This is a genomic window from Streptomyces sp. NBC_01166 (assembly GCF_045039765.1).
Lineage (GTDB): Bacteria > Actinomycetota > Actinomycetes > Streptomycetales > Streptomycetaceae > Streptomyces.
The window spans coordinates 2,330,467-2,354,929 of the sequence record NZ_CP108613.1; the positions used below are offsets into that span (position 1 = coordinate 2,330,467).

22 protein-coding genes and 1 riboswitch are annotated in these 24,463 nt (G+C 72.3%); of the genes, 14 read left to right on the forward strand and 8 right to left on the reverse strand.

Annotated elements, in window-relative coordinates; all coding sequences use genetic code 11:
• The first annotated feature begins 369 nt into the window (after positions 1 to 369).
• From OG379_RS10735 to OG379_RS10750, 4 genes are all read left to right on the forward strand, one after another.
• Entirely contained in the window at positions 370 to 933 is a 564-nt protein-coding gene (locus OG379_RS10735) for a beta-class carbonic anhydrase (protein ID WP_393755665.1), read from the forward strand.
• Positions 934 to 1,122: 189 nt separating this feature from the next.
• Positions 1,123 to 2,169, forward strand: a complete 1,047-nt coding sequence (locus tag OG379_RS10740; RefSeq protein WP_405661542.1) for an AAA family ATPase — start codon at positions 1,123 to 1,125, stop codon at positions 2,167 to 2,169.
• Positions 2,169 to 3,542: a DUF58 domain-containing protein gene (locus OG379_RS10745; protein WP_405661545.1), complete on the forward strand. Its 1,374-nt coding sequence runs from the start codon at positions 2,169 to 2,171 to the stop codon at positions 3,540 to 3,542. The genes OG379_RS10740 and OG379_RS10745 overlap by 1 nt, the downstream gene beginning before the upstream one ends.
• Positions 3,539 to 5,959: a DUF3488 and DUF4129 domain-containing transglutaminase family protein gene (locus OG379_RS10750; RefSeq protein ID WP_405661547.1), complete on the forward strand. Its 2,421-nt coding sequence runs from the start codon at positions 3,539 to 3,541 to the stop codon at positions 5,957 to 5,959. The genes OG379_RS10745 and OG379_RS10750 overlap by 4 nt, the downstream gene beginning before the upstream one ends.
• A gap of 202 nt (positions 5,960 to 6,161) precedes the next feature.
• On the opposite strand, the gene OG379_RS10755 is transcribed toward OG379_RS10750, so the two are convergent.
• From OG379_RS10755 to OG379_RS10765, 3 genes are all read right to left on the reverse strand, one after another.
• The gene (locus tag OG379_RS10755) at positions 6,162 to 6,566 is read right to left on the reverse strand and encodes a DUF3040 domain-containing protein (RefSeq protein WP_033303312.1); all 405 of its coding nucleotides are present in this window, start codon (positions 6,564 to 6,566) and stop codon (positions 6,162 to 6,164) included.
• A gap of 289 nt (positions 6,567 to 6,855) precedes the next feature.
• Positions 6,856 to 7,626, reverse strand: a complete 771-nt coding sequence (locus tag OG379_RS10760) for a class I SAM-dependent methyltransferase (RefSeq protein WP_393755673.1) — start codon at positions 7,624 to 7,626, stop codon at positions 6,856 to 6,858.
• Between the two features lie 102 nt (positions 7,627 to 7,728).
• Positions 7,729 to 8,268: an SAV_6107 family HEPN domain-containing protein gene (locus OG379_RS10765; protein WP_393755675.1), complete on the reverse strand. Its 540-nt coding sequence runs from the start codon at positions 8,266 to 8,268 to the stop codon at positions 7,729 to 7,731.
• Between the two features lie 168 nt (positions 8,269 to 8,436).
• Between OG379_RS10765 and OG379_RS10770 the strand changes: the two genes are divergently transcribed.
• From OG379_RS10770 to OG379_RS10790, 5 genes are all read left to right on the forward strand, one after another.
• Positions 8,437 to 9,210, forward strand: a complete 774-nt coding sequence (locus OG379_RS10770) for an ATP-binding cassette domain-containing protein (RefSeq protein ID WP_405661551.1) — start codon at positions 8,437 to 8,439, stop codon at positions 9,208 to 9,210.
• A complete protein-coding gene (locus OG379_RS10775) occupies positions 9,182 to 11,269 on the forward strand; it encodes a YhgE/Pip family protein (RefSeq protein WP_405661554.1) in 2,088 nt (695 codons plus the stop codon). The genes OG379_RS10770 and OG379_RS10775 overlap by 29 nt, the downstream gene beginning before the upstream one ends.
• 29 nt (positions 11,270 to 11,298) lie before the next feature.
• Entirely contained in the window at positions 11,299 to 11,910 is a 612-nt protein-coding gene (locus OG379_RS10780) for a TetR/AcrR family transcriptional regulator (RefSeq protein ID WP_405661556.1), read from the forward strand.
• Positions 11,911 to 12,258: 348 nt separating this feature from the next.
• Positions 12,259 to 12,876 carry a DUF4126 domain-containing protein gene (locus tag OG379_RS10785; RefSeq protein WP_405661559.1) on the forward strand — a complete coding sequence of 206 codons (618 nt, stop codon included), beginning with the start codon at positions 12,259 to 12,261 and terminating at the stop codon, positions 12,874 to 12,876.
• A gap of 31 nt (positions 12,877 to 12,907) precedes the next feature.
• Positions 12,908 to 14,404, forward strand: coding sequence for a phytoene desaturase family protein (locus tag OG379_RS10790; RefSeq protein WP_405661561.1), 1,497 nt, complete (start codon positions 12,908 to 12,910; stop codon positions 14,402 to 14,404).
• A gap of 57 nt (positions 14,405 to 14,461) precedes the next feature.
• Here OG379_RS10790 and OG379_RS10795 read toward each other — a convergent pair whose 3' ends face one another.
• From OG379_RS10795 to OG379_RS10815, 5 genes are all read right to left on the reverse strand, one after another.
• On the reverse strand, positions 14,462 to 15,382 hold the full coding sequence (locus OG379_RS10795; protein ID WP_405661563.1) for a hypothetical protein: 921 nt from the start codon (positions 15,380 to 15,382) through the stop codon (positions 14,462 to 14,464).
• A gap of 50 nt (positions 15,383 to 15,432) precedes the next feature.
• Positions 15,433 to 16,350 (reverse strand): methylenetetrahydrofolate reductase [NAD(P)H], encoded by a 918-nt coding sequence (metF, locus tag OG379_RS10800; RefSeq protein WP_393755689.1) that lies wholly within the window; start codon positions 16,348 to 16,350, stop codon positions 15,433 to 15,435.
• A 119-nt stretch (positions 16,351 to 16,469) separates the two neighbouring features.
• Positions 16,470 to 17,120 carry a thiamine phosphate synthase gene (gene thiE, locus OG379_RS10805; protein ID WP_405661566.1) on the reverse strand — a complete coding sequence of 217 codons (651 nt, stop codon included), beginning with the start codon at positions 17,118 to 17,120 and terminating at the stop codon, positions 16,470 to 16,472.
• 147 nt (positions 17,121 to 17,267) lie between these two features.
• Entirely contained in the window at positions 17,268 to 17,633 is a 366-nt protein-coding gene (locus OG379_RS10810) for an Rv2175c family DNA-binding protein (protein ID WP_359466418.1), read from the reverse strand.
• Positions 17,634 to 17,695: 62 nt separating this feature from the next.
• A complete protein-coding gene (locus tag OG379_RS10815; protein WP_405661569.1) occupies positions 17,696 to 18,934 on the reverse strand; it encodes an NAD(P)/FAD-dependent oxidoreductase in 1,239 nt (412 codons plus the stop codon).
• Between the two features lie 147 nt (positions 18,935 to 19,081).
• Positions 19,082 to 19,194, forward strand: a riboswitch (TPP riboswitch).
• Between OG379_RS10815 and thiO the strand changes: the two genes are divergently transcribed.
• The 5 genes from thiO to OG379_RS10840 all read left to right on the forward strand — a co-directional run bounded on the left by thiO (position 19,192) and on the right by OG379_RS10840 (position 24,443).
• Entirely contained in the window at positions 19,192 to 20,406 is a 1,215-nt protein-coding gene (gene thiO / locus OG379_RS10820) for a glycine oxidase ThiO (RefSeq protein ID WP_405661572.1), read from the forward strand. Its footprint overlaps the riboswitch before it by 3 nt.
• Before the next feature lie 50 nt (positions 20,407 to 20,456).
• Positions 20,457 to 20,711 (forward strand): sulfur carrier protein ThiS, encoded by a 255-nt coding sequence (gene thiS, locus OG379_RS10825; RefSeq protein ID WP_393755827.1) that lies wholly within the window; start codon positions 20,457 to 20,459, stop codon positions 20,709 to 20,711.
• A 2-nt stretch (positions 20,712 to 20,713) separates the two neighbouring features.
• On the forward strand, positions 20,714 to 21,508 hold the full coding sequence (locus OG379_RS10830) for a thiazole synthase (protein WP_405661574.1): 795 nt from the start codon (positions 20,714 to 20,716) through the stop codon (positions 21,506 to 21,508).
• A 127-nt stretch (positions 21,509 to 21,635) separates the two neighbouring features.
• A complete protein-coding gene (gene pknB, locus OG379_RS10835; protein ID WP_405661576.1) occupies positions 21,636 to 23,558 on the forward strand; it encodes a Stk1 family PASTA domain-containing Ser/Thr kinase in 1,923 nt (640 codons plus the stop codon).
• Between the two features lie 21 nt (positions 23,559 to 23,579).
• Positions 23,580 to 24,443 (forward strand): deoxyribonuclease IV, encoded by an 864-nt coding sequence (locus OG379_RS10840; RefSeq protein ID WP_405661578.1) that lies wholly within the window; start codon positions 23,580 to 23,582, stop codon positions 24,441 to 24,443.
• Positions 24,444 to 24,463: the final 20 nt, after the last annotated feature.

A 24,463-nucleotide genomic window follows, 5' to 3' on the forward strand; every position in this document is an offset into this window, starting at 1 on the left:
GCCTGGTCCCCGCCCGCCCGGAAGGGGAGGTCGGCCGGCGCCGGGGAAGGAGGCGTCGGCCGGCCGACGGGCGGGTGAGGGCCGGACCGCATGTACGCCGCACATCACGGGGAACTCGAAACATGTAAAAATATGCAGAATGTGCAGGCGTGTCGGTAACTTCGCGTCACTTTAGTCCACCCTGCCATTCGATCCATTCCCGATCAACGAACCGGGCAGCGCGTCGCACCGCCGCGGCGGACCGGCAAGCTCACCCGGCCGGGTGCCTGACGGTGAGGCTTGTGGGTTACCTCACAACAAGCCACGTTGACGTTCTTTGTCCCCTTCCACAGCACGCCAGGTCCAGTCTCGAACGCTAACGTCATAGCTATGTCGACTTCTGCGCAGGCTTCCGCCCAGACCGATTCCTCCTCGTCCTCCGCCGCCCGCTCCGGGGGGACGGTGACCGACCGCCTGGTCGAACTGAACACGCGTTACGCGGAGAAGTTCAGCGACCCGGGCATGGACGCGCGGCCCGTGCTGCAGGTCGCCGTGGTCGCCTGCATGGACGCCCGCCTCGACCTCCACGCCGCGCTGGGCCTGGAGCTCGGCGACTGTCACACCATCCGCAACGCGGGCGGCGTCGTCACCGACGACGTCATCCGGTCGCTGACGATCAGCCAGCGGGCGCTCGGCACCCGCAGCGTCGTGCTCATCCACCACACGAACTGCGGCATGGAATCGATCACCGAGGAGTTCCGGAAGGATCTGGAGTTCGAGGTCGGACAGCGCCCGGCCTGGGCGGTGGAGGCCTACACGGACGCCGACCAGGACGTACGGCAGTCGATGCAGCGCGTGCGCACCTCCCCGTTCCTCCTGCACACGGACGATGTCCGCGGCTTCGTCTTCGACGTGACCACCGGCTCGCTGCGCGAGATCCTGCCCGCCTCCTGAACCCCTCGACATACGGACCACATCCGGCATTTCGCCCTCACATATCCACAGGCGAGTGACACGAAGCGGTAACGCCAACAAGAATGCGGGTGTGACATCTCTCCGGGTCCTCCGGAGAGTGTCCGTATTTCGGGGCGGGCCGGGCAGCTTTGTGCGTCGGCCCGTGCACAAGGGGCCGAGGAGGGCCGGGTGACGACCTATGACGATCGAGCGAGCCTCACAGATCTGACCACCACAGCGGAGCGGGTACGCAGGTCGGTCGAGGGTGTGATCGAGGGCAAGCCTGAGGTCGTACGGCTTTCTCTGACCGTGCTGCTCGCCGAGGGGCATCTCCTGATCGAGGATGTGCCCGGGGTCGGCAAGACGATGCTGGCCAAGGCGCTGGCACGGTCCATCGACTGTTCGGTGCGGCGAATCCAGTTCACGCCGGACCTGCTGCCCTCGGACATCACCGGGGTCTCGATCTTCGATCAGCAGCGACGGGACTTCGAGTTCAAGCCGGGTGCGATCTTCGCCCAGATCGTGATCGGCGACGAGATCAACCGCGCGTCGCCCAAGACCCAGTCGGCGCTGCTGGAGTCGATGGAGGAACGCCAGGTCACGATCGACGGGCACACCTACGAGCTGCCCGATCCCTTCATGGTCGTGGCCACCCAGAACCCGGTGGAGATGGAGGGGACCTACCCTCTGCCCGAGGCGCAGCGTGACCGCTTCATGGCCCGGGTGTCGATCGGCTACCCGAGCGCCGAGGCCGAGCTCCAGATGCTCGACGTGCACGGCGGGGCCTCCCCTCTGGACGACCTGCAGCCGGTCGCCCATGCCCACGACATCGTGAAGCTGATCGACGCGGTGCGCACGGTCCACGTGGCCGAATCCGTCCGGCGCTACGCCGTGCAGCTGGTGGCGGCCACCCGCCAGCACCCGGATCTCAGGCTCGGGGCCTCGCCGCGCGCGACCCTGCATCTGCTGCGCGCCGCCAAGGCGTCGGCCGCGCTGAGCGGGCGGGAATACGCCCTGCCGGACGACGTCCAGGCCCTCGCGGTCGCGGTGCTCGCCCACCGGCTGCTGCTGACAGCCCAGGCGCAGCTCAACCGCCGTACGGCCGAGCAGGTCGTCCTGGACATCCTGCAGCGCACCCCGGTGCCGACGTCGGGCGGCGCGGCGGCCCCCGCGCAGCCCCCGCACCATCCGGGCACCCCGGTGTACGGCCGGCAGCCCGGCGCACGGCGGCTGTGATGACGTCCGGGGCGCCCGGCCCCGTGGACGACAGCGACGACAAGGGCGGCCTGCGGGCGGCTCTCGGCGGACTCACGACGCGGGGGCGGTCCTTCCTGGCCGCCGGCCTGGCGGCGGCGGTCTGCGCCTACGTGCTGGGCCAGGGCGACCTGCTCCGGGTGGGTCTGCTGCTGGCGGTGCTGCCGCTGGTCTGCGTCACCGTCCTCTACCGCACCCGCTACAGGGTGGCCGGCAGCCGCCGGCTGTCGCCGTCCCGGGTGCCGGCGGGATCGGAGGCGCGGGTCCATCTGCGCATGGACAACGTGTCCCGGCTCCACACGGGCCTGCTCATGCTCCAGGACCGCGTTCCGTACGTCCTCGGCCCCCGGCCCCGCTTCGTGCTGGACCGGGTGGAGCCGGGCGGCGTACGCGAGGTGTCCTACCGGGTCCGCTCCGACCTGCGCGGGCGCTACCCGCTGGGACCGCTGCAGCTGCAGCTGAGCGATCCGTTCGGGATGTGCGAGCTGACGCGCTCCTTCAGCGCCTACGACACCCTCGTGGTCATCCCCCGCACCGAGCCGCTTCCGCCGCTCCGGCTGGCCGGGGCGACCTCCGGGTACGGCGACGGCAGGCAGCGTTCGCTGGCGCTGGCCGGCGAGGACGACATCATTCCGCGCGGTTACCGCCACGGTGACGACCTGCGCCGGGTGCACTGGCGCTCCACCGCGCGCTACGGCGAGCTGATGGTGCGGCGGGAGGAACAGCCGCAGCGCGCGAGGTGCACGGTGCTGCTGGACACCCGGCGGATCGCCTATCGAGGGGCCGGCCCCGGGTCGGCCTTCGAATGGGCGGTGTCCGGGGCGGCTTCCGCACTGGTGCACATGCTGGAGCGGGGCTACGCGGTGCGGCTGCTCACGGACGAGGGGAGTTCCGTGCCGGGTGAAAGCGCGGACGGTTACGCCGGACCGACCCAGGAGTCCGCGGACTCGGCGGGGCTGATGATGGACACCCTCGCGGTCGTCGACCACTCCGACGGGGGCGGTCTCTCCCGGGCGTACGACGTGCTGCGCGGGGGCGGTGAAGGGCTGCTGGTGGCGTTCTTCGGCGATCTCGACGAGGAGCAGACGGCGGTGGCGGCCAGGATGCGGCAGCGCAGCCGGGGGGCCGTCGCGTTCGTGCTGGACGGCGACGACTGGGCGCGCGGCGCGGAAGCCGCGCCGCCGGCACCGGTCTCCGACCGCTTGCGGCTGCTGCGCGAGGCGGGATGGACGGCGATGGCGGTGCCACCCGGGGCGGAGCTCGCCCGGCTGTGGCAGCAGGCGGGCCAGGAGGGCTCGGGCGACCGGTCGCCCGCGGCCGGAACGACGACGGGGCTCTCCGGGAGTTGGTCATGAGCGGGCGTACCCGGCTGGCGCTGTGCGCCTTCGCGGCCACGATGCTGGCGGCGGGCTCCCTGCTGCCCCTGGTCGAGACGTCGAAGTGGGTCCTGGAGGCCGCGTTCCTGCTGGCCATCCAGAGCGGTGTGGGTGTGCTCGCCCGCCGGATGCGTGTGGCGCGGATCCTCACGGTCTCCCTCCAGGTGCTCGTGACCCTGCTGGCCCTGACCGTGGCGTTCGCCAGGGAGCACGCCCTGTTCGGTGTGGTGCCCGGGCCCCAGGCGGTCCAGCGGCTCGCCGAGCTGCTGACCCTGGGCGCCGACGACGTCAACAGGTACGCCATCCCGGCTCCGGCGACGGACGGCATCCGGCTGATGCTGATCGGCGGCGTGCTGCTGATCGGGCTCGCCGTGGACATCCTCGCGGTGACCCTCCGCGCCGCGGCGCCGGCCGGTCTGCCGCTGCTCGCCCTCTACTCGGTCGCGGCCGGGCTCTCCGACGGCGGGGCCGGCTGGCTCTGGTTCCTGCTCGCGGCGTGCGGCTATCTGCTTCTCCTGCTGGCCGAGGGCCGGGACCGGCTGTCCCAGTGGGGACGGGTCTTCGGCGGTGTGTCCCGTACGTCGGGCGGGCTGGCGGCCGGCCTGGACGGCTCCGGGCGTGCCGTGGCGTCGGTCCGTACGGGACGGCGGATCGGCGTGGTGGCGCTGGGCATCGCGCTGGCCGTGCCCGCGGCCCTGCCCGCGCTCGACGGCGGGCTCCTGGGCGGCACGGGCGGCGGGTCGGGCAGGGGGAGCGGCGGGGGCACGATCTCCGCGGTGAACCCGCTGGTCTCGCTGCAGAACAATCTCAACCAGCCGGAGAACCGGGAGGTGATGTCGTACCGCACCAACTCGGACAACCCGCAGGACTTCTATCTGCGCATCCTGGCCCTGGACCAGTTCACCGGCAGCGAGTGGCGTCCCTCGACCCGCCGGCTGAGGGACGTCCCGGCCAGGCTGCCGCAGCCGGCCGGCCTGGACGGGGGTGTCGCCGTCACCGAGATCCGGACGAACATCTCGGCGTCGCGTTCGTACCAGCAGACGTATCTGCCGCTCCCCTACCCGGCGAGCGAGGTGGACATCCAGGGCCGCTGGCGGTTCGAGCCCGAGGGCCGCACCCTCGTCGGCGACGACGGCCAGACGACGCGCGGCGCCCGGTACGAGGTCAGCAGCCTGGTGGTGGAGCCCACGGCTTCGCAGCTCGCCGCGGCCATGCAACCGCGTTCGGACCTGGCCCGTGAGTACACGCGGGTTCCCGCATCGCTGCCCGATGTGGTCGAGGAGACCGCCCGGCGGGTGACCGCGGGTGCCTCCAACGACTACGAGCGGGCGGTGAACCTGCAGGACTGGTTCGCCTCGGCGGGCGGTTTCCGCTACGACACGACGGTCACCTCGGGTACCGGCACCGCCGCGATCGAGCGCTTCCTGAAGGACAAGGAGGGCTTCTGCGTCCACTTCTCCTTCACGATGGCAGCGATGGCCAGGACCCTGGGCATCCCGGCCCGGGTCGCGGTGGGCTTCACGCCCGGCACGGTCCAGGCGGACGGTTCGGTGTCGGTCGGGCTGCGGGACGCGCACGCCTGGCCCGAGCTGTATTTCGAGGGCGTGGGCTGGACCCGCTTCGAGCCGACGCCGTCCCGCGGCACCACCCCGGCGTACACCCTGCCGGACGCTCCCTCGCAGGACCCCAGCGATCCGGCGCTTCCGACGGAAGGTGCCTCCACGGCGCCCACGGCCGCCCCCTCCGCCACGGAGTCCTGCCCCGCGCAGATGCGTCAGCAGGGTGAGTGCGGTGCGTCCACGGCCCCCGGCGCGACGGACTCCGGCGATCCCGGGACCCCGGCCGGCACGGTGGCGCTGTGGGTGATCGGCGCCCTGGTGGTGCTCACTCTCCCGCTCCTGCCGATGCTCTGGCGGATACGGGCTCGTGGCCGGAGGCTCGGCTCGTCAGGAGGACGTACGGCCGCTGACGCGGCGGCCAGAGTGATGGCCGCCTGGTGGGAGATCACCGATTCGGCCTGGGACCACGGCATTCCGCCGGACGAGTCGCAGACCCCTCGTAAGGCGGCGGCGCGCGTCGTGCGGCTGGGGCAGCTCGACGGGCAGGCGGCCGCCGCGGTCCACCGGGTGGCGGGTGCGGTGGAGCAGGTGCTGTACGCACCCGAGCCGGGCGCCACCTCCGCTTCGGCCGATGATGTGCGGGCCGTCCGGGCGGGACTGTGGGCCTCGGCCGGCCGGTGGGCGAAGGTGCGTGCGACGCTCGCGCCCCGTTCGGCCGTCCGGGTGATCTGGGCTCTCTCGGAACGCCGGACGGAGTACGGCCGCCGGTGGTCGGAGCGCGCGGGACGCGACCGCTGGGCGGCGCGGCTGCGCCGCCCGTCACGGCAGCAGGGCTGATCCCTGGAGCGGGGCCGGCGGCCGGCCGGCCCCGCTCCAGGACCGAAGCCGTTGCGGGTCACCGGCAGAGCTGGAAACGCGTGAGGGGCGGTCGCTTCGCAGCGACCGCCCCTCACGTGTGAGGTCCAGCTTCAAGTTCTCGGTGTGCGCGGACCGCGTCCGGTGCCGGTGGCTGCCCGCCGCCGGCCGGGAAGCGGAAAGCTCACTGGCCCTGTTCGTCGCGGCGGCGCTGCCACCGCTGTTCGATCCGGTTCATCATCGACCGGCGCTGCCTGGGATGTCGGCGTTCGCCTCCGCCCCCGCTCGCACTCCCCGCCGGCTGCTGCTCACCGGGCTTCGGCGCCTTGCGCCATCCGGTGACCGCCAGCACGGCACAGCCCAGCATGACGAGGAATCCCGCCACGCTGACCCAGGTCTGCTGGAAAACCATTCCGGCCATGAGGAGCGCGATACCCACCAGAAAACCGGCTACCGCCTGGTAGACCCGTCGCCGGGTGTACCTGCGCAGCCCGCTTCCCTCAAGCGCTGTAGCGAACTTGGGATCTTCGGCGTACAGCGCTCGCTCCATCTGCTCGAGCATTCGCTGCTCGTGCTCCGAGAGCGGCACGGAGTCCTCCTCGTCGTCGGCCGCGGGGGCGACCGGTATGCGGCCCTTCCAGGATAGGCAGGGATTCGCCCCCGTGAAACCCGCCCTCTAGCCATAGCCAGTCCGGACCGCCATTTCGGCTCGGCTGCTGAGGCGTAGATTCCCCGACCTCCGATCCGTCATGCCGGATGGTGTCACCCGATCATACGGGGCTCGCGGCCCGATCGGGTGTTCCCGGCAGTACTCCGTCTGCAGCTGCGTTGCTGATCAGCCGTGCTCCCGCCGCTTTCGCGGCTGTACTCCGGCAGTGTCACCGTCGCGGCTGGGCGCGCTTCTCTCCCAGAACGTGCAGCTGGGTCGCCACCGAGTGGAAGGCCGGCAGTTCCGCGACGGCCGCTTCCAGCTTGAGGAGCTCGTCCATCGCGCCCGGTTCGGTGTCCACGAGGACGCCCGGCACCAGGTCGCCGAAGACCCGGACGCCGTGGACCGCGCCGACCTCGACGCCCGCGGCGTCGACCAGTCCGGTCAGCTGGTCGGCGGTGAACCTGCGGGGCACCGGGTCGCCGTCGCCCCAGCGCCCGGCGGGGTCCGTCAGCGCCTGCCGGGCCTCGGCGAAGTGGCCCGCGAGCGCCCGGGCCAGGACGGCACCGCCGAGGCCGGCGCCCAGCAGGCTGAGGGCACCGGACGGGCGGAGCGCGTCGACCGCGTTGCGCACGCCCTCGGCGGGGTCGTCCACGTACTCCAGGACGCCGTGGCAGAGAACCGCGTCGTAACCGGCACGGTCCACCACCTCGAAGAGACCGAGGATGTCGCCCTGGACGCCTCGGACGCGGTCGGCGACACCGGCCTCGTCGGCCCGGCGCTCCAGCGCGAACAGGGCGTTCGGGCTGGGGTCGACGACGGTGACGCGATGGCCGAGCCGGGCGACGGGCACGGCGAAATTGCCGGTGCCGCCGCCGGTGTCCAGCACGTCCAGGGCTTCCCTGCCGGTCGCCTTTACCCGGCGCTCGAGAGCGTCCTTGAGGACCTCCCAGACCACGGCGGTACGGAGGGAGGCGCGGGGGCGCAGCTGGTCCGACACGGCAGTTGACTCCTCGGCACGGTGCCGCCACGGACGGCGGAGCGTGAACAGTGCAGGTGGTACGGGTGCTGTCCACCCTATTGCCTCGCACCGCCGGCGTGGTCATCCCGCGTCGGGCCGCTGATCGGAGCCGTCCCTCCGGGGCTGCGGCAGGACGGGCTGGAGGACCAGCATCCGCTCGACCAGGCGCAGGAACATGGCCGCGTCGCGCAGCAGATCGTCGGCGTCGCGGCTGGTGGCGGCGCCGGGTATGCCCGCCTCCGCCCGGGCCCTGCGCGGGGCTCCGGAGGCGAACAGGGCGCTCCACTCGGTGAGTTCCGGCGCGATGTCCGGGAGGACCTCCCAGGCGCTGCGGATCCGCTCCCTGCGGCGCCTGCCGGTCTCGGGCCGCCCGCGAGCGGCGAGCACGGCGGCCGCGGTGCGCAGCGCGGCGAGGTGGGCGGTGGCGTACCGCTCGTTGGGCACGTCGAGTACGGCGGCCTCGTCCAGGCCGGCGTGGGCCTGGGCGAGCAGATCGAGAGCGGCGGGCGGCGCCGTGGTGCGGCGCAGAACGGGATGGACGTCGGTTGCCGGACCGGTCAGTGAGGGGGCAGGGCTGCCTGCGCGGCGCCGCGGGGCGGCGGCTGCGGACGAGCTGGCCATGACGAACCTCCTGTCGTCGTGTGACGGCTCCGTGGCCGTATGTATCCATCGTGACGGCCCCCACTGACAATCCCTCAGATCGCACCTCTGACCAGGCACTTTGCTTCGCGCACGAGTTCGGGCTAGTTTTTTGCACTGACCAGTCAGTGCAAAAATGGGGGTGGGGTCGTGGACAGCCCGCACGGGGCGTCTCTGAGCGCCGAGGACTTCGGGCTGAAGGGTCCGCGCGGCTGGGCCTTCCGGGGGGTGGAGTTCACCGCCGGTCCCGGATCGCTCGTCGCGGTGGAAGGACCCTCCGGCTCGGGCCGTACGTGTCTGCTTCTGGCGCTCACCGGCCGGATGCGTTCCACGCAGGGGCACGCCGAGGTCGGGGGTGAACGCCTGCCCGGACGGCTCGCCGCCGTGCGCCGCTTCAGTGCCCTCGGCCCGGTCCCCGGCGTCAGCGACCTGGACCCCTCCCTCACCGTGGCCGAGCATCTGCGGGAACGGGCCCTGCTGCGGCGCCGCTTCGGCGGTTCGCCGCGCGCCCTGCTGCGGCCCCGCGCCGAACGCGCCGCCACGGCACGGGCGTCGATCGACACCGCGCTGGAGGCCGCGGGGCTCGACCTCGCGGTGCTGCCCAAGGCCGAACGGACCTCCGTGCGCGACCTGGAGCGTCTGGAGGCCCTGCGCCTGTCCGTCGCCCTCGCCCTGATGGGCCGTCCGCGGCTCCTCGCCGTCGACGACGCGGACCTCAAACTCTCCGCCACGGACCGCGCCCTGGCCTGGGAGCTGCTCCGCACCCTCGCGGTCGGCGGGACCACGGTGCTGGCCGTGTGCAGCGAGTCCCCGGAGGACGCGCTCACCGTGCGCACCCGCCCGGAGGCCGGAGCGGACGTACCCGATGACACGACGACCGGGAAGGACACGGCCGATGCGATCGCCGAGACTGGCCGCGCTTGAGCTGCGACGGTTCGGGAGGGGCCGGATGCCGCGCGCCGCACTCGTGGCGCTCCTCCTGTTGCCCCTGCTGTACGGAGCGCTCTACCTCTGGTCGTTCTGGGACCCGTACGGGCGGCTCGACCGCATCCCCGTCGCGCTCGTCAACGAGGACAAGGGGGCGGACACCGGCGGCGAACACCTCGCGGCCGGTGACGAGATCACCGGCAAGCTGCTCGACTCGAAGGTTTTCGACTGGCACCGGGTGGGCTCCGCCGAGGCGGAGAAGGGCGTCGAGGACGGGACGTACTACCTCTCGCTGACCATGCCGTCGGACTTCAGCGAGCGGATCGCATCGAGCTCCGGGGACTCCCCCGGCACCGGCGCCCTGCGGGTGCGCACGAACGACGCCAACAACTACATCGTCGGGCAGATCTCCAGGACGGTCTTCGCCGAGGTCCGCAGCGCCGCCTCGGCCAAGGCCTCGCGCGGCTTCCTGGACCGGATCTTCATCAACTTCTCGGGTCTGCACGACGCGACCGCGAAGGCGGCCAAGGGGGCCGACGACCTCGAGAGCGGCCTCACGAAGGCGAAGAAGGGCTCCAAGGACCTCGCGGACGGCCTGAAGGACGCCAAGTCGGGCAGCGGCACGCTCTCCACCGGCGTCACCAAGCTGGACAAGGGCGCCGGTGATCTCGAGACGGGGTCCCGGCAGGTCGCCGGCGGCACGCAGCTGCTCGCCGACAAGGTCAACGCGGTCGCCGAGGACGTGCGCCCCTTCCTGAAGGACAACGGCAAGGCCATCGGGGACACCGCCCGACTGGTCGCCGACTCCTCGAAGGCGGTGCGCGACAACCTGGACCTGCTGGCCGAAGCGGCGCCCACCGCCTCGGCCGCCGCCCACACGGCCTCCGACGACCTGACCGAGGTCTACCGCGACCGCTGCGAGGACCAGCCGCTGCCCGACCCCGGGGTGTGCCCGCAGCTGAAGCGCGCCAAGACCGCGGCAGAGGATGTCGCGAAGGTGTCCGACGACCTGAACGCCCTGGTCAAGAACCAGAAGGGCGACCTGGCGAAGCTGCGGACCCAGCTGACCACCCTGGAGAAGCAGGCCGACGCCCTGGCGAAGCGCTCGCCGAACCTGGACTCGGACCTGGAGTCCGCCGTGAAGAAGATCAACGCGCTCAACACGGGAGCGCACAAGGTCGCCAAGGGTGCCGACACGCTCCACACGGGTCTCGGGACCGCCAGGAAGGGCGCCGGGGACCTGGACGCCGGCGTCAAGAAGCTCAAGGCGGGCGCGACGACCCTGGACAGCGGGCTGTACCGGCTGGGCGACGGCTCCTCGACGCTCGCCCAGGGGCTGAACGACGGGGTCGGCAAGATCCCCGACTACGACAAGAAGGACCGCGACGCCCGTACCGGTGTCATGGCCGACCCCGTGCAGCTGGCCTCGTCCTCCCTGCACGCGGCGCCCAACTACGGCACCGGCTTCGCCCCGTACTTCATCCCGCTCTCGCTGTGGGTGGGCGCGATGGTGGCGTACATGCTGATCCAGCCGCTCAACCGGCGGGCGCTCGCGGCCGGGGCTCCGGCCTGGCGGATCGCCTTCGCGGGCTGGCTGCCCGTCGCCGCGACAGGCCTGCTCCAGGTCGCCGCCCTGATGTCGGTGCTGCACTGGCAGATCGGTCTGCAGATGACGCACGCCGCCGGGACGATCGGCTTCCTGGCCCTGGTGACCTGCTGCTTCGCAGCGATCGTGCAGTGGCTCAACGCCCGCTTCGGTGCGGCGGGCCGGATCCTCGTCCTGGCGGTGCTGATGCTGCAGCTGACCTCGGCCGGGGGCACCTATCCCGTCCAGACAAGTCCTGGGTTCTTCGGGGCGATCCACCCCTACCTGCCGATGACCTACGTCGTGGACGGGCTGCGCCGGCTGATCACGGGCGGCGGGCTCGGCCCGGTCTGGCAGGGCTGCGCCGTGCTGCTGGCGTTCACCGCGGGCGCTCTGGCGCTGACCGCCCTGTCCGCCCGCCGCAAGCAGGTGTGGACCCTGGACCGGCTGCACCCGGAGCTGAGTCTGTGACCGTGCCGGGACCTGTGAGAATCAAGGGCATGGACAGCAGTGGCACCACGCGCCGACAGGTCACCCGGCAGAAGCTCTACGAGGCGGCGGTGACCCTCATCGCGGAAAAAGGGTTCTCCGCGACGACGGTCGACGAGATCGCCGAACGCGCCGGGGTGGCCAAGGGCACGGTCTACTACAACTTCAAGAGCAAGAGCGAGCTGTTCGAGGAGCTGCTGCGGCACGGCGTCGGCCTGCTCACCCAGTCGCTGCGTTCGGCCGCCGACTCGGCGGAGGCGGGAGGCGGCACCCGTGTGGAGGCGCTGGACGCGATGATCAGGGCCGGTCTGGTCTTCATCGACCGCTACCCGGCCTTCACCCAGCTGTACGTCGCCGAGCTCTGGCGCACCAACCGTGCCTGGCAGTCGACCCTCCTGGTGGTGCGCCAGGAGGCCGTGGCCGTCGTCGAGGAGGTGCTCCGCGAAGGCGTCGCGGGCGGCGAGCTCAGCGAGGAGATCGACATCCAGCTGACGGCCGCCGCACTGGTCGGGATGGTCCTGGTGGCGGCTCTCGACTGGCAGGCGTTCCAGCCCGAGCGGACGCTCGACGACGTGCACTCCGCGTTGTCGCTGCTGCTGCACGGCCGGGTCAGCGGGCGCTGAGGCGGCCCGCGCACAGAGAAGACGCCGGTCCGGTGGAATTCGATCCCCCCGAATTCCGCCGGACCGGCGTCCCGTTCCGCCGCGAAGCCCTCCCCCGTGACCCCCGTGCTGTCCCCCGTGGTCCCGGAGCTCCGCGTCGTGCGCCCCCGTTGCGTCCGGGGTGCCGCGCCGTTCCGCCGCCCCGTGCCGGCGGTCCTGGCGCCACGCCCCTTCCGTGGTCCCCACTCTTCCGTCCGCGCAGGTGGGAGCCCATCCGCATCCCTACTCATCTCCCGCACTAGGTAGAGATACTCAGGCCTGTGCCCCAAGGCCCACCGGGCCTCCCTCCGACTGGTTACGATCGCGTCCGTGTCCGTACTCCCCCTGGTGTTCACGAGTGGCTGGGCGAGCGGGATCAACGCCTACGCCGTGGTCCTCCTCTTCGGCATCTTCGGCGCGACCGGTCTCACGGACGAGGTGCCCGAATCCCTTCAGCGCACCGATGTGCTCGTGACCGCCGGTGTGCTGTTCCTGTGCGAGGCGGTGGCCGACAAGATCCCGTACGTGGACTCGGCCTGGGACACGGCGCACACGGTGATCCGGCCCGTGGCGGGCGCGGTCGTCGCCGCCCTGCTGGCCGGTGAGAGCGGCTCGCTGCCGGAGCTCGCGGCGGGAGCCGTGGGCGGCTCCACCGCGCTGATGAGCCACCTGGTGAAGGCCGGCACCAGGATGGCGGTCAACACCTCGCCCGAACCCTTCAGCAACATCGGGGTCAGCGTCGTGGAGGATCTCGGCGTCGCCGGGATCATCACCTTCGCGGTCTTCAACCCGGTGGCGGCGGCCGTCGTCGCCGGCGTCCTGCTCCTGCTCGGCCTGCTGACACTGGTCTTCCTTGCCTCCAGGATCCGCCGGTTCCTGCGCCGCAGGGCCCAGCGCCGCGAGGAGGGACGTCTGGCCGGGGCGGGCAGGCACTGGCCTCACGAATGAGCTGTCGGTGGCACCCCTTAGGGTCACTGACATGGCACGAATTGCGGTGATCGGCGCCGGGACCGGCGCGATGGCGGCGGCTGCCCGGCTCTCCGTGGCAGGCCACCGGGTGACGGTGTACGAGCGGTCGGAGACCTACGGCGGCTCGCTCGGCAGGTACACGCGTGACGGTTTCGTCTTCGACACCGGCCCCGGGCTGCTGCATCTCCCCGCGGTCTACCGCGACCTGTTCGTGAAGACGGGCAAGGAGAGCCTGGAGCAGTGCGTCACGCTCACCCAGGTCGACCCGGCGAGCCGCCATCTCTTCGCGGACGGCACGACGGTGACCCTGCCCAACGCCTCGCGGGCGGGAGTGGTCGGCGCGCTGGACCGTGCGCTCGGTGAGGGGGCCGGGGCCCGCTGGGGGGACTTCCTCGGCCGGGCCGGGACCGCCTGGGACCGGTCGCGCAGGCCGCTGCTGGAGGAACCGCTGCCCGAGGACCCGCGGCCCCTGGGCCGCGACCCCTACCCCGCGGTGCGCCGGCGCAGGCTGTTGCGCGCCGCCCGGGAGGCGCGGACGGTGGCGGAGGTGGGCGCCTGGGAGCTGGCGGACCCCCGCCTGGCGGCCCTGCTCGACGGTTACGCCCTGTCGTACGGCCTCGACCCCCGCCGCGCCCCGGCCGCAGCGGCCCTCCTGCCGTACATGGAGGAGACGTTCGGCACCTGGTACGTCGCCGGGGGGATGCGCGCGCTGGCCGACGCGGTGTACGAGCGGTGCCTGGCCCGCAAGGTGGAGTTCGTCTTCGGCGCCGAGGCGGTCCGTGTGTCCGAGAAGGACGGGCGGGCGGCAGGGGTCGAGCTGGCCGACGGCACAGGCGTGGAGGCCGACCATGTGGTCCTCGGCGCGCAGCCGGCACCCGGTCTCCTGCCGGTCCGGGAGGGGTGGCCCACCAGGGAGCCCGGGGCTCCGGCACCGGGACGCTTCGTCGTGCTGCTGTCGCTGCGCGGCGCCCGGGAGCCCGGCGCCGTGCACCGGACCGTGGTGCACGCCGCGGACCCGGGGGCGGAGCAGGAGGCGGTCTTCGGCGGCCGGACGGCGGAGCGGCCCACGGTGACGGTGCTGCGCCCCGACGACCCGGCCACCCGCCCCGACGAGGAGCACGAGGCGGTGACCCTGATGGTGACGGTGGCGCCGCACGGTCCGGTCGACTGGACGGACGCCTCGCTGCGCGAACAGTTCGCGGACGCGGTGATCGGCCGGGCCGCCGAGGCCGTTCCGGGTCTCCGCGAGCGGATGATCCACGCCGAGGTGCGCACGCCCGCCGAGACGGCGGCCGACACGGGAGCCGAAGGCGGTTCGGTGCCGGCTCCGGCCCTGGCCGGGGCGGGCGGCTCGTATCTGCACTCGGGGAACCGCACCCCGCTGCCGGGCCTGTATCTGGCGGGCGGCTGGTCGCATCCGGGGGGCGGGCCGGCCCATGCCGGGATGTCGGGCGCCCTGGTGGCCGGTCTCGTAGTGGAGGGTGACGGGTTCCGCGGCTCGCAGTGAGCCCGCGGCCGGCCCTTCTCCGGACCGGCCGCCGCGCGCCGGCGGCCGGTGCGCGGGTCAGTAGCGGTACTGCTCGTTCTGGCCGGTGTCGTTCCCGTTGCCGTACGGAGCGGGCTGGACGGGTGCCTCCGGCGGCAGCGGGGGGTACTGGTCGCTCTCGCGCTGCTGCGGGACCCAGACGCCACCCGGCGGGGTATCGGTGTACTGCCCGGCGTACGGGTCCGCGGGCTGCTGCCCGTCGCCGTAGGAGGGGTCGTAGCCGCTGCCGTAGCCGTCGTACGCCGCGTACTGCCCGGTGCCCGTGGTGGTGCCCGTGCCGATGTAGGGGTCGGAGTAGGCGGCGTAGCCCGCCTGGTCCGCCCCGTAGTCGTACTGGCCCGCGTAGGTGCCCTGGTCCTGGTGGGTTTCCTGGCCCCCGTAGCCGCCCTGCCCGCCGTAGAGGTCCTGGCCGGCCGGCTGGCCGTAGCCGTTGTACGGGTCGTAGCCGGCGTACTGGGGCTGCGGTTCGCCGTGCTGGTCCTGGCCGTCGCGGCCGGCGGGGGCGGGGTCGGTGTAGATGCCGTACTGACCGGTGTCGTCCGGCAGCGGCTCCGGCGCGTAGACCGCGGCGGGGGCTGCCTCCGTCTGCTGGTCGTCCCCCTCGTACTCAAGGCCGGAGACCTCGAGGGTGGGCTTCTGGGCTCCCGTGCCGCCTGCCCCGCGCCGGCGGCGGCTCTCGCCCGGGCTGCCGCCGATGGCCCATCCCGTCGAGAAGCCGCGCCTGAAGGAGAGCGTCACGTACGTCTGGCCCGTCGCGAAGGCGATCGCCCCGAGAACGATCACGAACACGGAGGGGATCAGGACACCGAGGACGACACCGAGGAAGCCGGCGAAGGCGAGCAGCCGCCAGCGCAGGCGTGCCTTGTACTGCAGGAGCACCTCACCCAGCAGCCACAACGCCACTATGCCGAATGCGATGTAGAGGACCGTCCAGCCCACGCCCGCCCCCTCCTACGGCCACCGCCCCGGTTGGTGGCGGGTACGGCCGGTCAGGACTGCTTGTGCAGTCCGAGATTCTCGTAGATCTCGAGTGTCGCCGTCGAGTTGTTGAGCGTGATGAAGTGCAGCCCCGGGACACCCTCGGAGAGCAGTTTCGCGCAGAACTCCGTGGCGAACTCGATGCCAATGGAGCGTACAGCCGCAGGGTCGTCCTTCGCGGCGAGGATGCGCTCTTTCAGCGAGGAAGGCAGGGACGCGTTGCTGAGCTGCGCGAATCTCTCCAGTTGTCTGACGCTGGTGAGCGGCATCACCTCAGGGATGACCGGGGTGTCGCAACCCGCGGCGACCACGCGGTCACGCATCTGCAGATAACTCTCCGGGTGGAAGAACATCTGGGTGATCGCGTAGTCGGCACCGGCGCGGCACTTGTCCACGAAATGACTGATGTCGGTGTCCCAGTCGGCGGATCGCGGGTGCATCTCGGGAAAGGCCGCGACGCCGACGCAGAAATCACCGGCTTCCTTGATCAGCCGGACGAGATCCGCCGCGTACCGCACGCCCTGCGGGTGCTCGATCCACTCACCCATCGGGTCGCCGGGCGGGTCTCCGCGCACCGCGAGGATGTTGCGGATACCGGCGTCGGCGTACTGCCCGACCATGTTGCGCAGCTCGGCCACGGAGTGGTCGACGGCGGTGAGGTGTGCGACGGGCGTGAGCGTGGAGTCCGCGGCGATCTGCTGGGTCGCCCGGACCGTCCCGGCGCGGGTCGAACCGCCGGCCCCGTACGTCACGGAGACGAAGCTCGGTCCCACCGCCTCGACCCGGCGCAGGGCGTTCCAGAGGTTCCGTTCGCCCTTCTCCGTCTTGGGCGCCCAGAACTCGAACGAGAACGACGTCTCGCCGGTCGCGAGCAGCTCACGCACGGTGCGCGCGTGATCTGTCCGGGTGGAAGGTGTACCAAGAGCCATACTGGGAGGTTAACCAGGGCCTGGCGGTACCCCAACCAGGGCGAGCGAATTGCCCGGAATGAGGTGGGTTTTGTCCACCCTTCGGACAGCCGCTCCGACCGGGTGCGGGGCCGCCGGGTTCAGTTGGCGTGTGCCCGGATGCGTCGGGCGAGCGATGCTGCCGCCTCGGCCGGGTCCGCCGCCTCGGTGATCGCCCGCACGACGACGACGCGACGGGCGCCGGCGTCCAGCACCTCGTCCAGATTGCCGGCGTCGATCCCGCCGATGGCGAACCACGGCCGCGTCGTGCCGAGCGAGGCGGCATGGCGGACCAGGCCGAGGCCCGGGGCGTGCCGGCCGGGCTTGGTAGGGGTGGGCCAGCAGGGGCCCGTGCAGAAGTAGTCGACGCCGGCCTCGGCGACGGCGGCGTCGACCTCGGCCTCGGCGTGGGTGGAGCGCCCGATCACCACCTCGTCACCGATGACGTCGCGGGCGGCAGGCACCGGCAGATCGCCCTGGCCGAGGTGGAGCACGTCGGAGCCGATGGCGTGGGCGACATCGGCCCGGTCGTTCACCGCGAGGAGCGCCCCGTGGCGCTTGCAGGCGTCGGCGAACACCGCGAGGTGTTCGAGCTCCTCGGCCGCCTCCATGCCCTTGTCCCGCAGCTGCACGATGTCCACGCCGCCGGCCAGCACGGCGTCGAGGAACTCGGGGAGGTCTCCCTGCCGCTTGCGGGCGTCCGTGCACAGATAGAGCCGGGCGTCGGAAAGCTGGTCGCGAGGCGTGGACATGAAGAATTCCCCCGTCGGTACGTCGTTGGATCACTGAGGCGGCGACAACTCACCGTATGTCGATGGATCGCCGTGCCGGCAGGCCCGGTTACGGCGGAGTGCGGGCCGTGATGTTCCACGGCCCGCACCCCGCTCACGGTCCTCCGGTCAGACGGCGAGCGCCTGGGCCCGGCGCTTCACCTCCGTACCGCGATTCTCGCTCAGGGCCTGCGCGGGCGTGCCGGGCAGGGTCGGGTCGGGGGTGAAGAGCCAGTCCAGCATCTCTTCGTCGTTGTAGCCGTCGTCCCTCAGGAGCGTCAGGGTCCCTACGAGACCCTTGACCACCTTGTCGCCGTCGATGAAGGCGGCAGGCACCTGGAGCGCCCGGTTCTCACCACGTCGTACGGCGATCAGCTGGCCTTCCTTGACCAGCTGCCGTACGCGCGTCACCTCGACATCGAGCATTTCCGCGATGTCGGGAAGGTGGAGCCATGCGGGGACGAGAGCATCGATCTTTGCGTCAATCTCGGTCACAGGGACAAGCGTGCCATCCCGGACCGACAGTCGGTAGCCGGGCCGGGCGTACGAGGCCGTGCCTACCCCCGGAGCACCGCCGATTTCAGCGGGACGGAGGAGTCGGCGGCCCGCTCCGGGTCGATCCGCGCCCCCGCCTCGACGAGCTTGCGCCCCTGCGCCAGGTCGCGGGGCCTGCTGACGGCGAGCACGGCGACCAGGACCCCCTGCCGCAGCCAGCAGACCGTCCAGGACGGGTCACCCGGGTCGCCCCGCCACAGCAGCGTGTCGGCACCCGCGTGATGGCCGGCGTACTGCACGAAGCGGCCGAACTGCTCGGACCAGAAGTAGGGCACCGGGTCGTACGTCCTGACCGCACCGTCCGCGAGGGCGGCGGCGACCGTCCTCGGCCCCTGGAGGGCGTTGTCCCAGTGGTGGACCAGCAGCCGCTCCCCGTAGCGGGCGGACGGGAAGGAGGCGCAGTCGCCGACGGCGTAGACATCGGGCAGCGACGTGCGGAGCGAGCTGTCCGCGGTGACCGAGCCGTCGGGGCCGAGGGCGATGCCCGAGCCCGCGAGCCACGCGGTGGCGGGCCTGGCGCCGATGCCGACGACCACCGCCCCGGCGGGGATCACCCGGCCGTCCGTGAGGTGGACGGCGCCCTGTTCGACGCGTGCGACCCGGGCGCCGGTGAGGAGCTCGGCTCCGCTCTCGGCGTACCAGGCGGCCATCGGCTCGGCGACCTCGGCGGGCATCGTTCCCGCGAGGGGGCGGCCGGCGGCCTCCACGACGGTGACCGCGCACCCGGCCGCGCGGGCCGCCGTGGCGAACTCGGCGCCGATCCAGCCCGCGCCGACGACGACCACGTCGTGCTGCCGCTCCAGGACGGGCCGCAGCCGTGCCGCGTCGTCGAGGGTGCGCAGCAGATGGACGCCCGGCACGCCTTCGGAACCGGGCAGTGCGACGGGTTCCGCCCCGGTGGCGAGGACCAGGACGTCGTAGGCGACGGGCCCCTCCGGGGTGTCCAGCTCGTGCGCCACGGCACGCAGTCCGGCCACGTCGAGACCCAGGCGCAGAGTGATGTCCAGGGCCTCGAAGTCGACGTCGAAGGCGGAGTCCTCCGCCTTGCCGAGCAGGACCGCCTTGGACAGGGGCGGCCTGTCGTACGGCTGGTGGGGTTCGGCGCCGATCAGGGTGACCGGGCCGGTGAAGCCCTGTTCGCGCAGGGCCACGGCCGTCTGCACTCCGGCCATGCCGGCGCCCACGATCACGACTCCGCTCGGCCGCTGTCCCGCTGCCGGGTCCTGTGTCTGCTCGCTCACCTGTCCACCCTAGGGCCTCCCGTCCGGATCACGCCGGGCTCGTGGGACCTGGCCGGCGTCCGGCGGGAGCACGGGTCCGCCGGGCGAACGGGCCACGGGTACCGGTCCCTTACCCGCTGCGAGGGGTGGGGTCTAGGCTGGCCACCGTAAGGCACTCGCGGGAGTCCGGGCGTACCGGGCTGAGAGGGAGGCTGACCGGCCTCCGACCGTACGAACCTGATCCGGGTCATGCCGGCGAAGGGAGGGGCTGGACGCCCATGCGTATCTCCGCAGACAGTTCCGACGTCCTGGTCGTCGGAGGCGGCATCATCGGGCTGGTGACCGCCTGGCGGTCGGCCCAGCACGGCCTGCGCACCACGCTGGCCGATCCCGCGCCGGGCGGCGGCGCCGCCCAGGTCGCGGCCGGGATGCTCGCCGCCGTCACCGAACTCCACTACGGCGAGCAGACGCTGCTCGGCCTCAACGTGGCTTCCGCCGCACGCTATCCGGCGTTCGTGGCCGAGCTGGAGGAGGCGAGCGGGCAGGAGACCGGCTTCCGCGCCTGCGGCACCCTGTCCGTCGCGCTGGACTCGGACGACCGGGCACATCTGCGGGAGCTGCACGCCCTGCAGCAGCGTTCGGGACTGGAGTCCGAGTGGCTGAGCGGCCGCGAGTGCCGCCGTCTGGAACCGATGCTCGCCCCCGGCGTGCGCGGCGGGCTGCGCGTCGACGGCGACCACCAGGTGGATCCCAGGCGGCTGGCCTCGGCCCTGGTCACCGCGTGCGAGCGGGCGGGAGTGGTCTTCCGCCGTGCCTGGGTCCAGCGGCTCTCCGTCACGGGCGGCCGCGCGACGGGAGCGGTCCTGGCGGACGGCACCGAGCTCGCGGCCGGCCAGGTGGTACTCGCCGGCGGCAGCCTCAGCGGCCGGCTGCAGGGCGTTCCCGAGGCGGTCCTGCCGCCGGTACGCCCGGTCAAGGGCCAGGTGCTGCGGCTGACCGTGCCTCCCGCCTACGCCCCCTTCCTCAGCCGGACGGTGCGGGCGGTCGTGCGCGGCAGCCAGGTCTATCTGGTCCCCCGTGCCAACGGTGAGCTGGTGGTCGGCGCGACCACGGAGGAGATGGGCTGGGACACCACGGTCACCGCGGGCGGGGTGTACGAGCTGTTGCGGGACGCCCATGAGCTGATGCCGGGCATCACGGAGCTGCCGCTGACCGAGACCCGGGCCGGTCTGCGGCCCGCCTCGCCGGACAACGCGCCGCTGCTGGGGCCCACGGCACTGCCCGGACTGCATCTCGCCACCGGGCACCACCGCAACGGGGTGTTGCTGACCCCTGTCACCGGCGATGTGATGGCCCATGTGCTGACCACCGGCGAGCTGCCCGAGCTGGGCCGTCCCTTCGCGCCGCGCCGGTTCGCCGGCGTCTCCCCGGAGAGTTCACCGGCCTCCTCCCCCGAAGAAACCGCCCCCGCGCCGCAGGAGCAGCCCGTATGACACAGCCCGTGCCCGCCGCCGTCCCGGGTTCCGAGCCCGAGGCCGGTTCCGTGCCCGTTTCCGAGTCCGTCCCGGTCTCCGACCCCGGGCCCGTTTCCGAGCCCGTTTCCGTGTCCGTCAACGGGGAAGGCCGTACCGTGCCCGCCGGCACCGCGCTGGACACATTGGTCGCGGCGCTGACCACAGCGCCCTCCGGGGTCGCCGCCGCGGTGAACGAGGCCGTCGTCCCCCGCGGTCAGTGGTCCGCCACCACGCTCGCCGACGGCGACCGCGTCGAGGTCCTCACCGCGGTCCAGGGAGGCTGACCATGTCCGACGACCTCTTCACGCTCGGTTCCACCGCGTTCTCGTCCCGGCTGATCATGGGGACGGGCGGGGCGCCCAGCCTCGACGTGCTGGAACGCTCCCTGATCGCTTCCGGCACCGAGCTGACCACCGTGGCGATGCGCCGGCTCGACCCGACCGTGCAGGGCTCGGTGCTCTCCGTCCTGGAACGCCTCTCCATCCAGGTACTGCCGAACACCGCGGGCTGTTTCACCGCGGGTGAGGCCGTGCTGACCGCCAGGCTGGCCAGGGAGGCGCTGGGCACCGACTGGATCAAGCTGGAGGTCGTGGCCGACGAGCGGACCCTCCTGCCCGATCCGATCGAGCTGCTGGACGCCGCCGAGATCCTCGTCGACGACGGCTTCACGGTCCTGCCGTACACCAATGACGACCCGGTTCTGGCCCGCAAGCTCCAGGACGTGGGGTGCGCGGCGATCATGCCGCTCGGCTCCCCCATCGGTTCCGGGCTCGGCATCCGCAATCCCCACAACTTCCAGCTGATCACCGAGCAGGCGGCGGTCCCGGTGATCCTGGACGCCGGCGCCGGGACGGCCTCGGACGCGGCGCTGGCGATGGAGCTCGGCTGTGCCGCTGTGATGCTCGCCTCGGCCGTGACCCGGGCGCAGGAGCCCGAGCTGATGGCGGCCGCGATGCGGCACGCGGTGGACGGCGGACGCCTGGCGTACCGGGCGGGACGCATCCCGCGCCGCCATTTCGCGGAGGCGTCCTCGCCGGCGGAGGGCCGCGCGGTGCTGGATCCGGAACGCCCGGCCTTCTGAGGGCCGTGCACCGGCGGGGGTCTCCCCGTCACAGCACGCGCATGCCCCTGTCACGGCTCGGCACCGGAACGGTCCCCGGGAGGCCTGGTCCATCCGAGGTGTCCGTGGCAGCTCGTAGACTCGCCCTGTGGACACGACCCTCCAGGACCCCCTTGTCGGGCAGCTGCTCGACGGCCGCTATCGCATCGATGCGCGCATCGCCGTCGGCGGTATGGCCACGGTCTACCGGGCCGTGGACACCCGGCTCGACAGGGTGCTCGCCCTCAAGGTGATGCACCCGGCGCTGGCGACCGACGCGGCGTTCGTCGAACGCTTCATCCGCGAGGCCAAGTCCGTCGCCCGGCTCGCCCACCCCAATGTGGTGGCCGTCTTCGACCAGGGCGCCCAGGGCGCGTATGTGTACCTGGCGATGGAGTACGTCGCCGGGTGCACCCTGCGCGACGTCCTGCGCGAGCGCGGGGCGCTGCAGCCCCGGGCGGCGCTGGACATCCTCGAACCGATGCTGGCCGCCCTCGGCGCCGCGCACCGGGCGGGCTTCGTCCACCGCGACATGAAGCCGGAGAACGTCCTGATCGGGGACGACGGCCGGGTGAAGGTCGCCGACTTCGGTCTCGTACGCGCGGTGGGAACCGCCACGGACACCACCGGCTCGCTCCTGGGCACGGTCTCGTACCTCGCTCCGGAGCAGATCGAGCAGGGCACGGCCGACACCCGGTCCGATGTGTACGCCTGCGGTGTGGTGCTCTACGAGATGCTGACCGGCGGCAAGCCCCATGGCGGCGACACCGCCGCCCAGGTCCTCTACCAGCATCTGAACGAGGACGTCCCGGCGCCGTCCGGCGCCGTACCGGACCTGGCCGCCGGGCTGGACGAGCTGGTGGCCGCCGCGACGGCGCGCAACCCCGACGTCCGTCCGTCCGACGCGGTGGCCCTGCTCGCGCGGTCCCGTGAGATACGGGCGGCTCTCACCGAGGAGCAGCTCGGCGCGATGCCTCCGCAGGCCATCACGGCGGAGCACGACGGCGCCGAGGACCGTACGAGCGTGATCCCCAGGGTGATCCCGGCCGGCCAGGGCACCGCGCACCACACCAGCCGGCTGGAGATGCCCCCGTCCTCGCCCCGGGAGCCGGGGCGAGGGCGGCGCGGGCCCTTCGCCGGCCGCAGCCGGCGCGGGACGCTCGCCGTACTCGTCGCCGTCCTCCTGGTGCTGGGGGCCGGCGTGGGCGTCTGGTACATCAACTCGGGGCAGTTCACCCGGGTCCCGTCCCTCCTGGGCAAGACCCAGAGCGCTGCCGAGAAGCGGCTCGCGGACGAGGGGCTCGACCTGAAGGGTGTCGAGCGCTCCTACAGCGACACGGTGAAGCGCGGCACGGTGATCAGCAGCGATCCGGGTTCGGGTGAGCGCATCCGGGGCAACGACGCGGTGAAGCTGGTGATCTCGCGCGGCCCGGAGATCGTGAAGGTCCCCGATGTCGAGGCGCTCGCCCTCGCCGAGGCCCGGCGTGAGCTGAAGAAGGCGGGGCTCGCACCCGGAATGGTGACCCGGGAGTTCAGCGAGGAGATCGACCGGGGCAAGGTCATCCGAACGGATCCGCGGGCCGGCACCGAGCGCCATCCCGACTCGGCGGTCGCCCTGGTCGTCAGCAAGGGCAGCCCCGTCGACGTGCCCGACGTCTCCGGGCTCTCCGTCGCGGACGCCACGGCCGCGCTGGACGAGGCGGGTCTCAAGGCGAAGGTGCTGAGCGACCGGGTCAACTCGCCCGAGGCCGCGGGCGAGATCGCCCGGCAGTCGCCCGGCAGCGGCGCGGAGGCCGCCGAGGGCGACACGGTGGAGCTGACGATGTCCAAGGGCCCGCGCATGCTCCAGGTCCCCGATGTCACGGGGAAGGACGTCGACGACGCCCGGAGCACACTGGAGGACGCGGGGTTCGAGGTCAAGGTCGACCGCCCGTTCCTCTCCTTCAGCGACACGGTCGGCAGCCAGTCGGTCGAGGGCGGCGAGAAGGCCGCGGAAGGTTCCACGATCACCATCAGGACCAAGGCCCTGTAGACCCACGAGGACTGGCAGCACATGCGCAACCCCATCGGCGGTCACGTCCCCGTGGCCGGCGGACTCGCCAAGGTCGGCCTCGGCTACGCGCGGGAGCTGGCGGCGGAGACCGTTCAGGTCTTCGTCGCCAATCCCCGCGGCTGGGCGACACCGCCGGGGAACCCGGCACAGGACGAGCTGTTCCGCTCGGAGTGCGCCGCCGGGCGGATTCCCTCGTACGTCCATGCCCCGTACCTGATCAACTTCGGCTCGCACACCGAGGCCACGGTCGAGCGGTCGGTCCTGTCGCTGCGCCACTCGCTGCGGCGGGCGAGAGAGATCGGCGCCCTGGGCGTGGTGGTGCACACCGGCTCGGCGACCGGCGGACGTCCGCGTGAGGTCGCCCTCGCCCAGGTGCGTACGCACATGCTTCCGCTGCTGGACGAGCTGACCCACGACGACGACCCGTTCCTGCTGCTGGAGTCGACCGCCGGGCAGGGCTCCTCGCTCTGCTCGCGGACCTGGGACTTCGGCCCGTACTTCGAGGCCCTGGACTCCCACCCCAAGCTGGGGATCTGCCTGGACACCTGCCACATCTACGCGGCGGGCCACGATCTGACCGGCCCCTCCGGCATGCGGCAGACCCTGGATCTGCTGGTGGACACGGTCGGCGAGGGCCGGCTGAAGCTGATCCACGCCAATGACTCCAAGGACGTGGTGGGCGCCCACAAGGACCGGCACGAGAACATCGGCGCGGGCCACATAGGCGCCGAGCCGTTCCGCGAGCTGTTCTCGCACCCGGCGACCGAGGGTGTGCCGCTGATCATCGAGACGCCGGGCGGTAAGGAAGGCAATGCGGCGGACGTGGCCAGGCTGAAGGAGCTCAGGGGCCCCGCCACCGGGTGAGACGCCACGCCCTCAGGGGC

What these genes read in the sequence shown, in the direction of transcription:
- OG379_RS10735 (WP_393755665.1), top strand. Translation starts at nt 370, where the DNA reads ATGTCGACTTCTGCGCAGGCTTCCGCCCAGACCGATTCCTCCTCGTCC.
- OG379_RS10745 (WP_405661545.1), top strand. Translation starts at nt 2,169, where the DNA reads ATGACGTCCGGGGCGCCCGGCCCCGTGGACGACAGCGACGACAAGGGC.
- OG379_RS10750 (WP_405661547.1), top strand. Translation starts at nt 3,539, where the DNA reads ATGAGCGGGCGTACCCGGCTGGCGCTGTGCGCCTTCGCGGCCACGATG.
- OG379_RS10765 (WP_393755675.1), bottom strand. Translation starts at nt 8,268, where the DNA reads ATGGCCAGCTCGTCCGCAGCCGCCGCCCCGCGGCGCCGCGCAGGCAGC.
- OG379_RS10775 (WP_405661554.1), top strand. Translation starts at nt 9,182, where the DNA reads ATGCGATCGCCGAGACTGGCCGCGCTTGAGCTGCGACGGTTCGGGAGG.
- OG379_RS10780 (WP_405661556.1), top strand. Translation starts at nt 11,299, where the DNA reads ATGGACAGCAGTGGCACCACGCGCCGACAGGTCACCCGGCAGAAGCTC.
- OG379_RS10790 (WP_405661561.1), top strand. Translation starts at nt 12,908, where the DNA reads ATGGCACGAATTGCGGTGATCGGCGCCGGGACCGGCGCGATGGCGGCG.
- metF (WP_393755689.1), bottom strand. Translation starts at nt 16,350, where the DNA reads ATGGCTCTTGGTACACCTTCCACCCGGACAGATCACGCGCGCACCGTG.
- thiE (WP_405661566.1), bottom strand. Translation starts at nt 17,120, where the DNA reads ATGTCCACGCCTCGCGACCAGCTTTCCGACGCCCGGCTCTATCTGTGC.
- thiO (WP_405661572.1), top strand. Translation starts at nt 19,192, where the DNA reads ATGCGTATCTCCGCAGACAGTTCCGACGTCCTGGTCGTCGGAGGCGGC.
- OG379_RS10830 (WP_405661574.1), top strand. Translation starts at nt 20,714, where the DNA reads ATGTCCGACGACCTCTTCACGCTCGGTTCCACCGCGTTCTCGTCCCGG.
- OG379_RS10840 (WP_405661578.1), top strand. Translation starts at nt 23,580, where the DNA reads ATGCGCAACCCCATCGGCGGTCACGTCCCCGTGGCCGGCGGACTCGCC.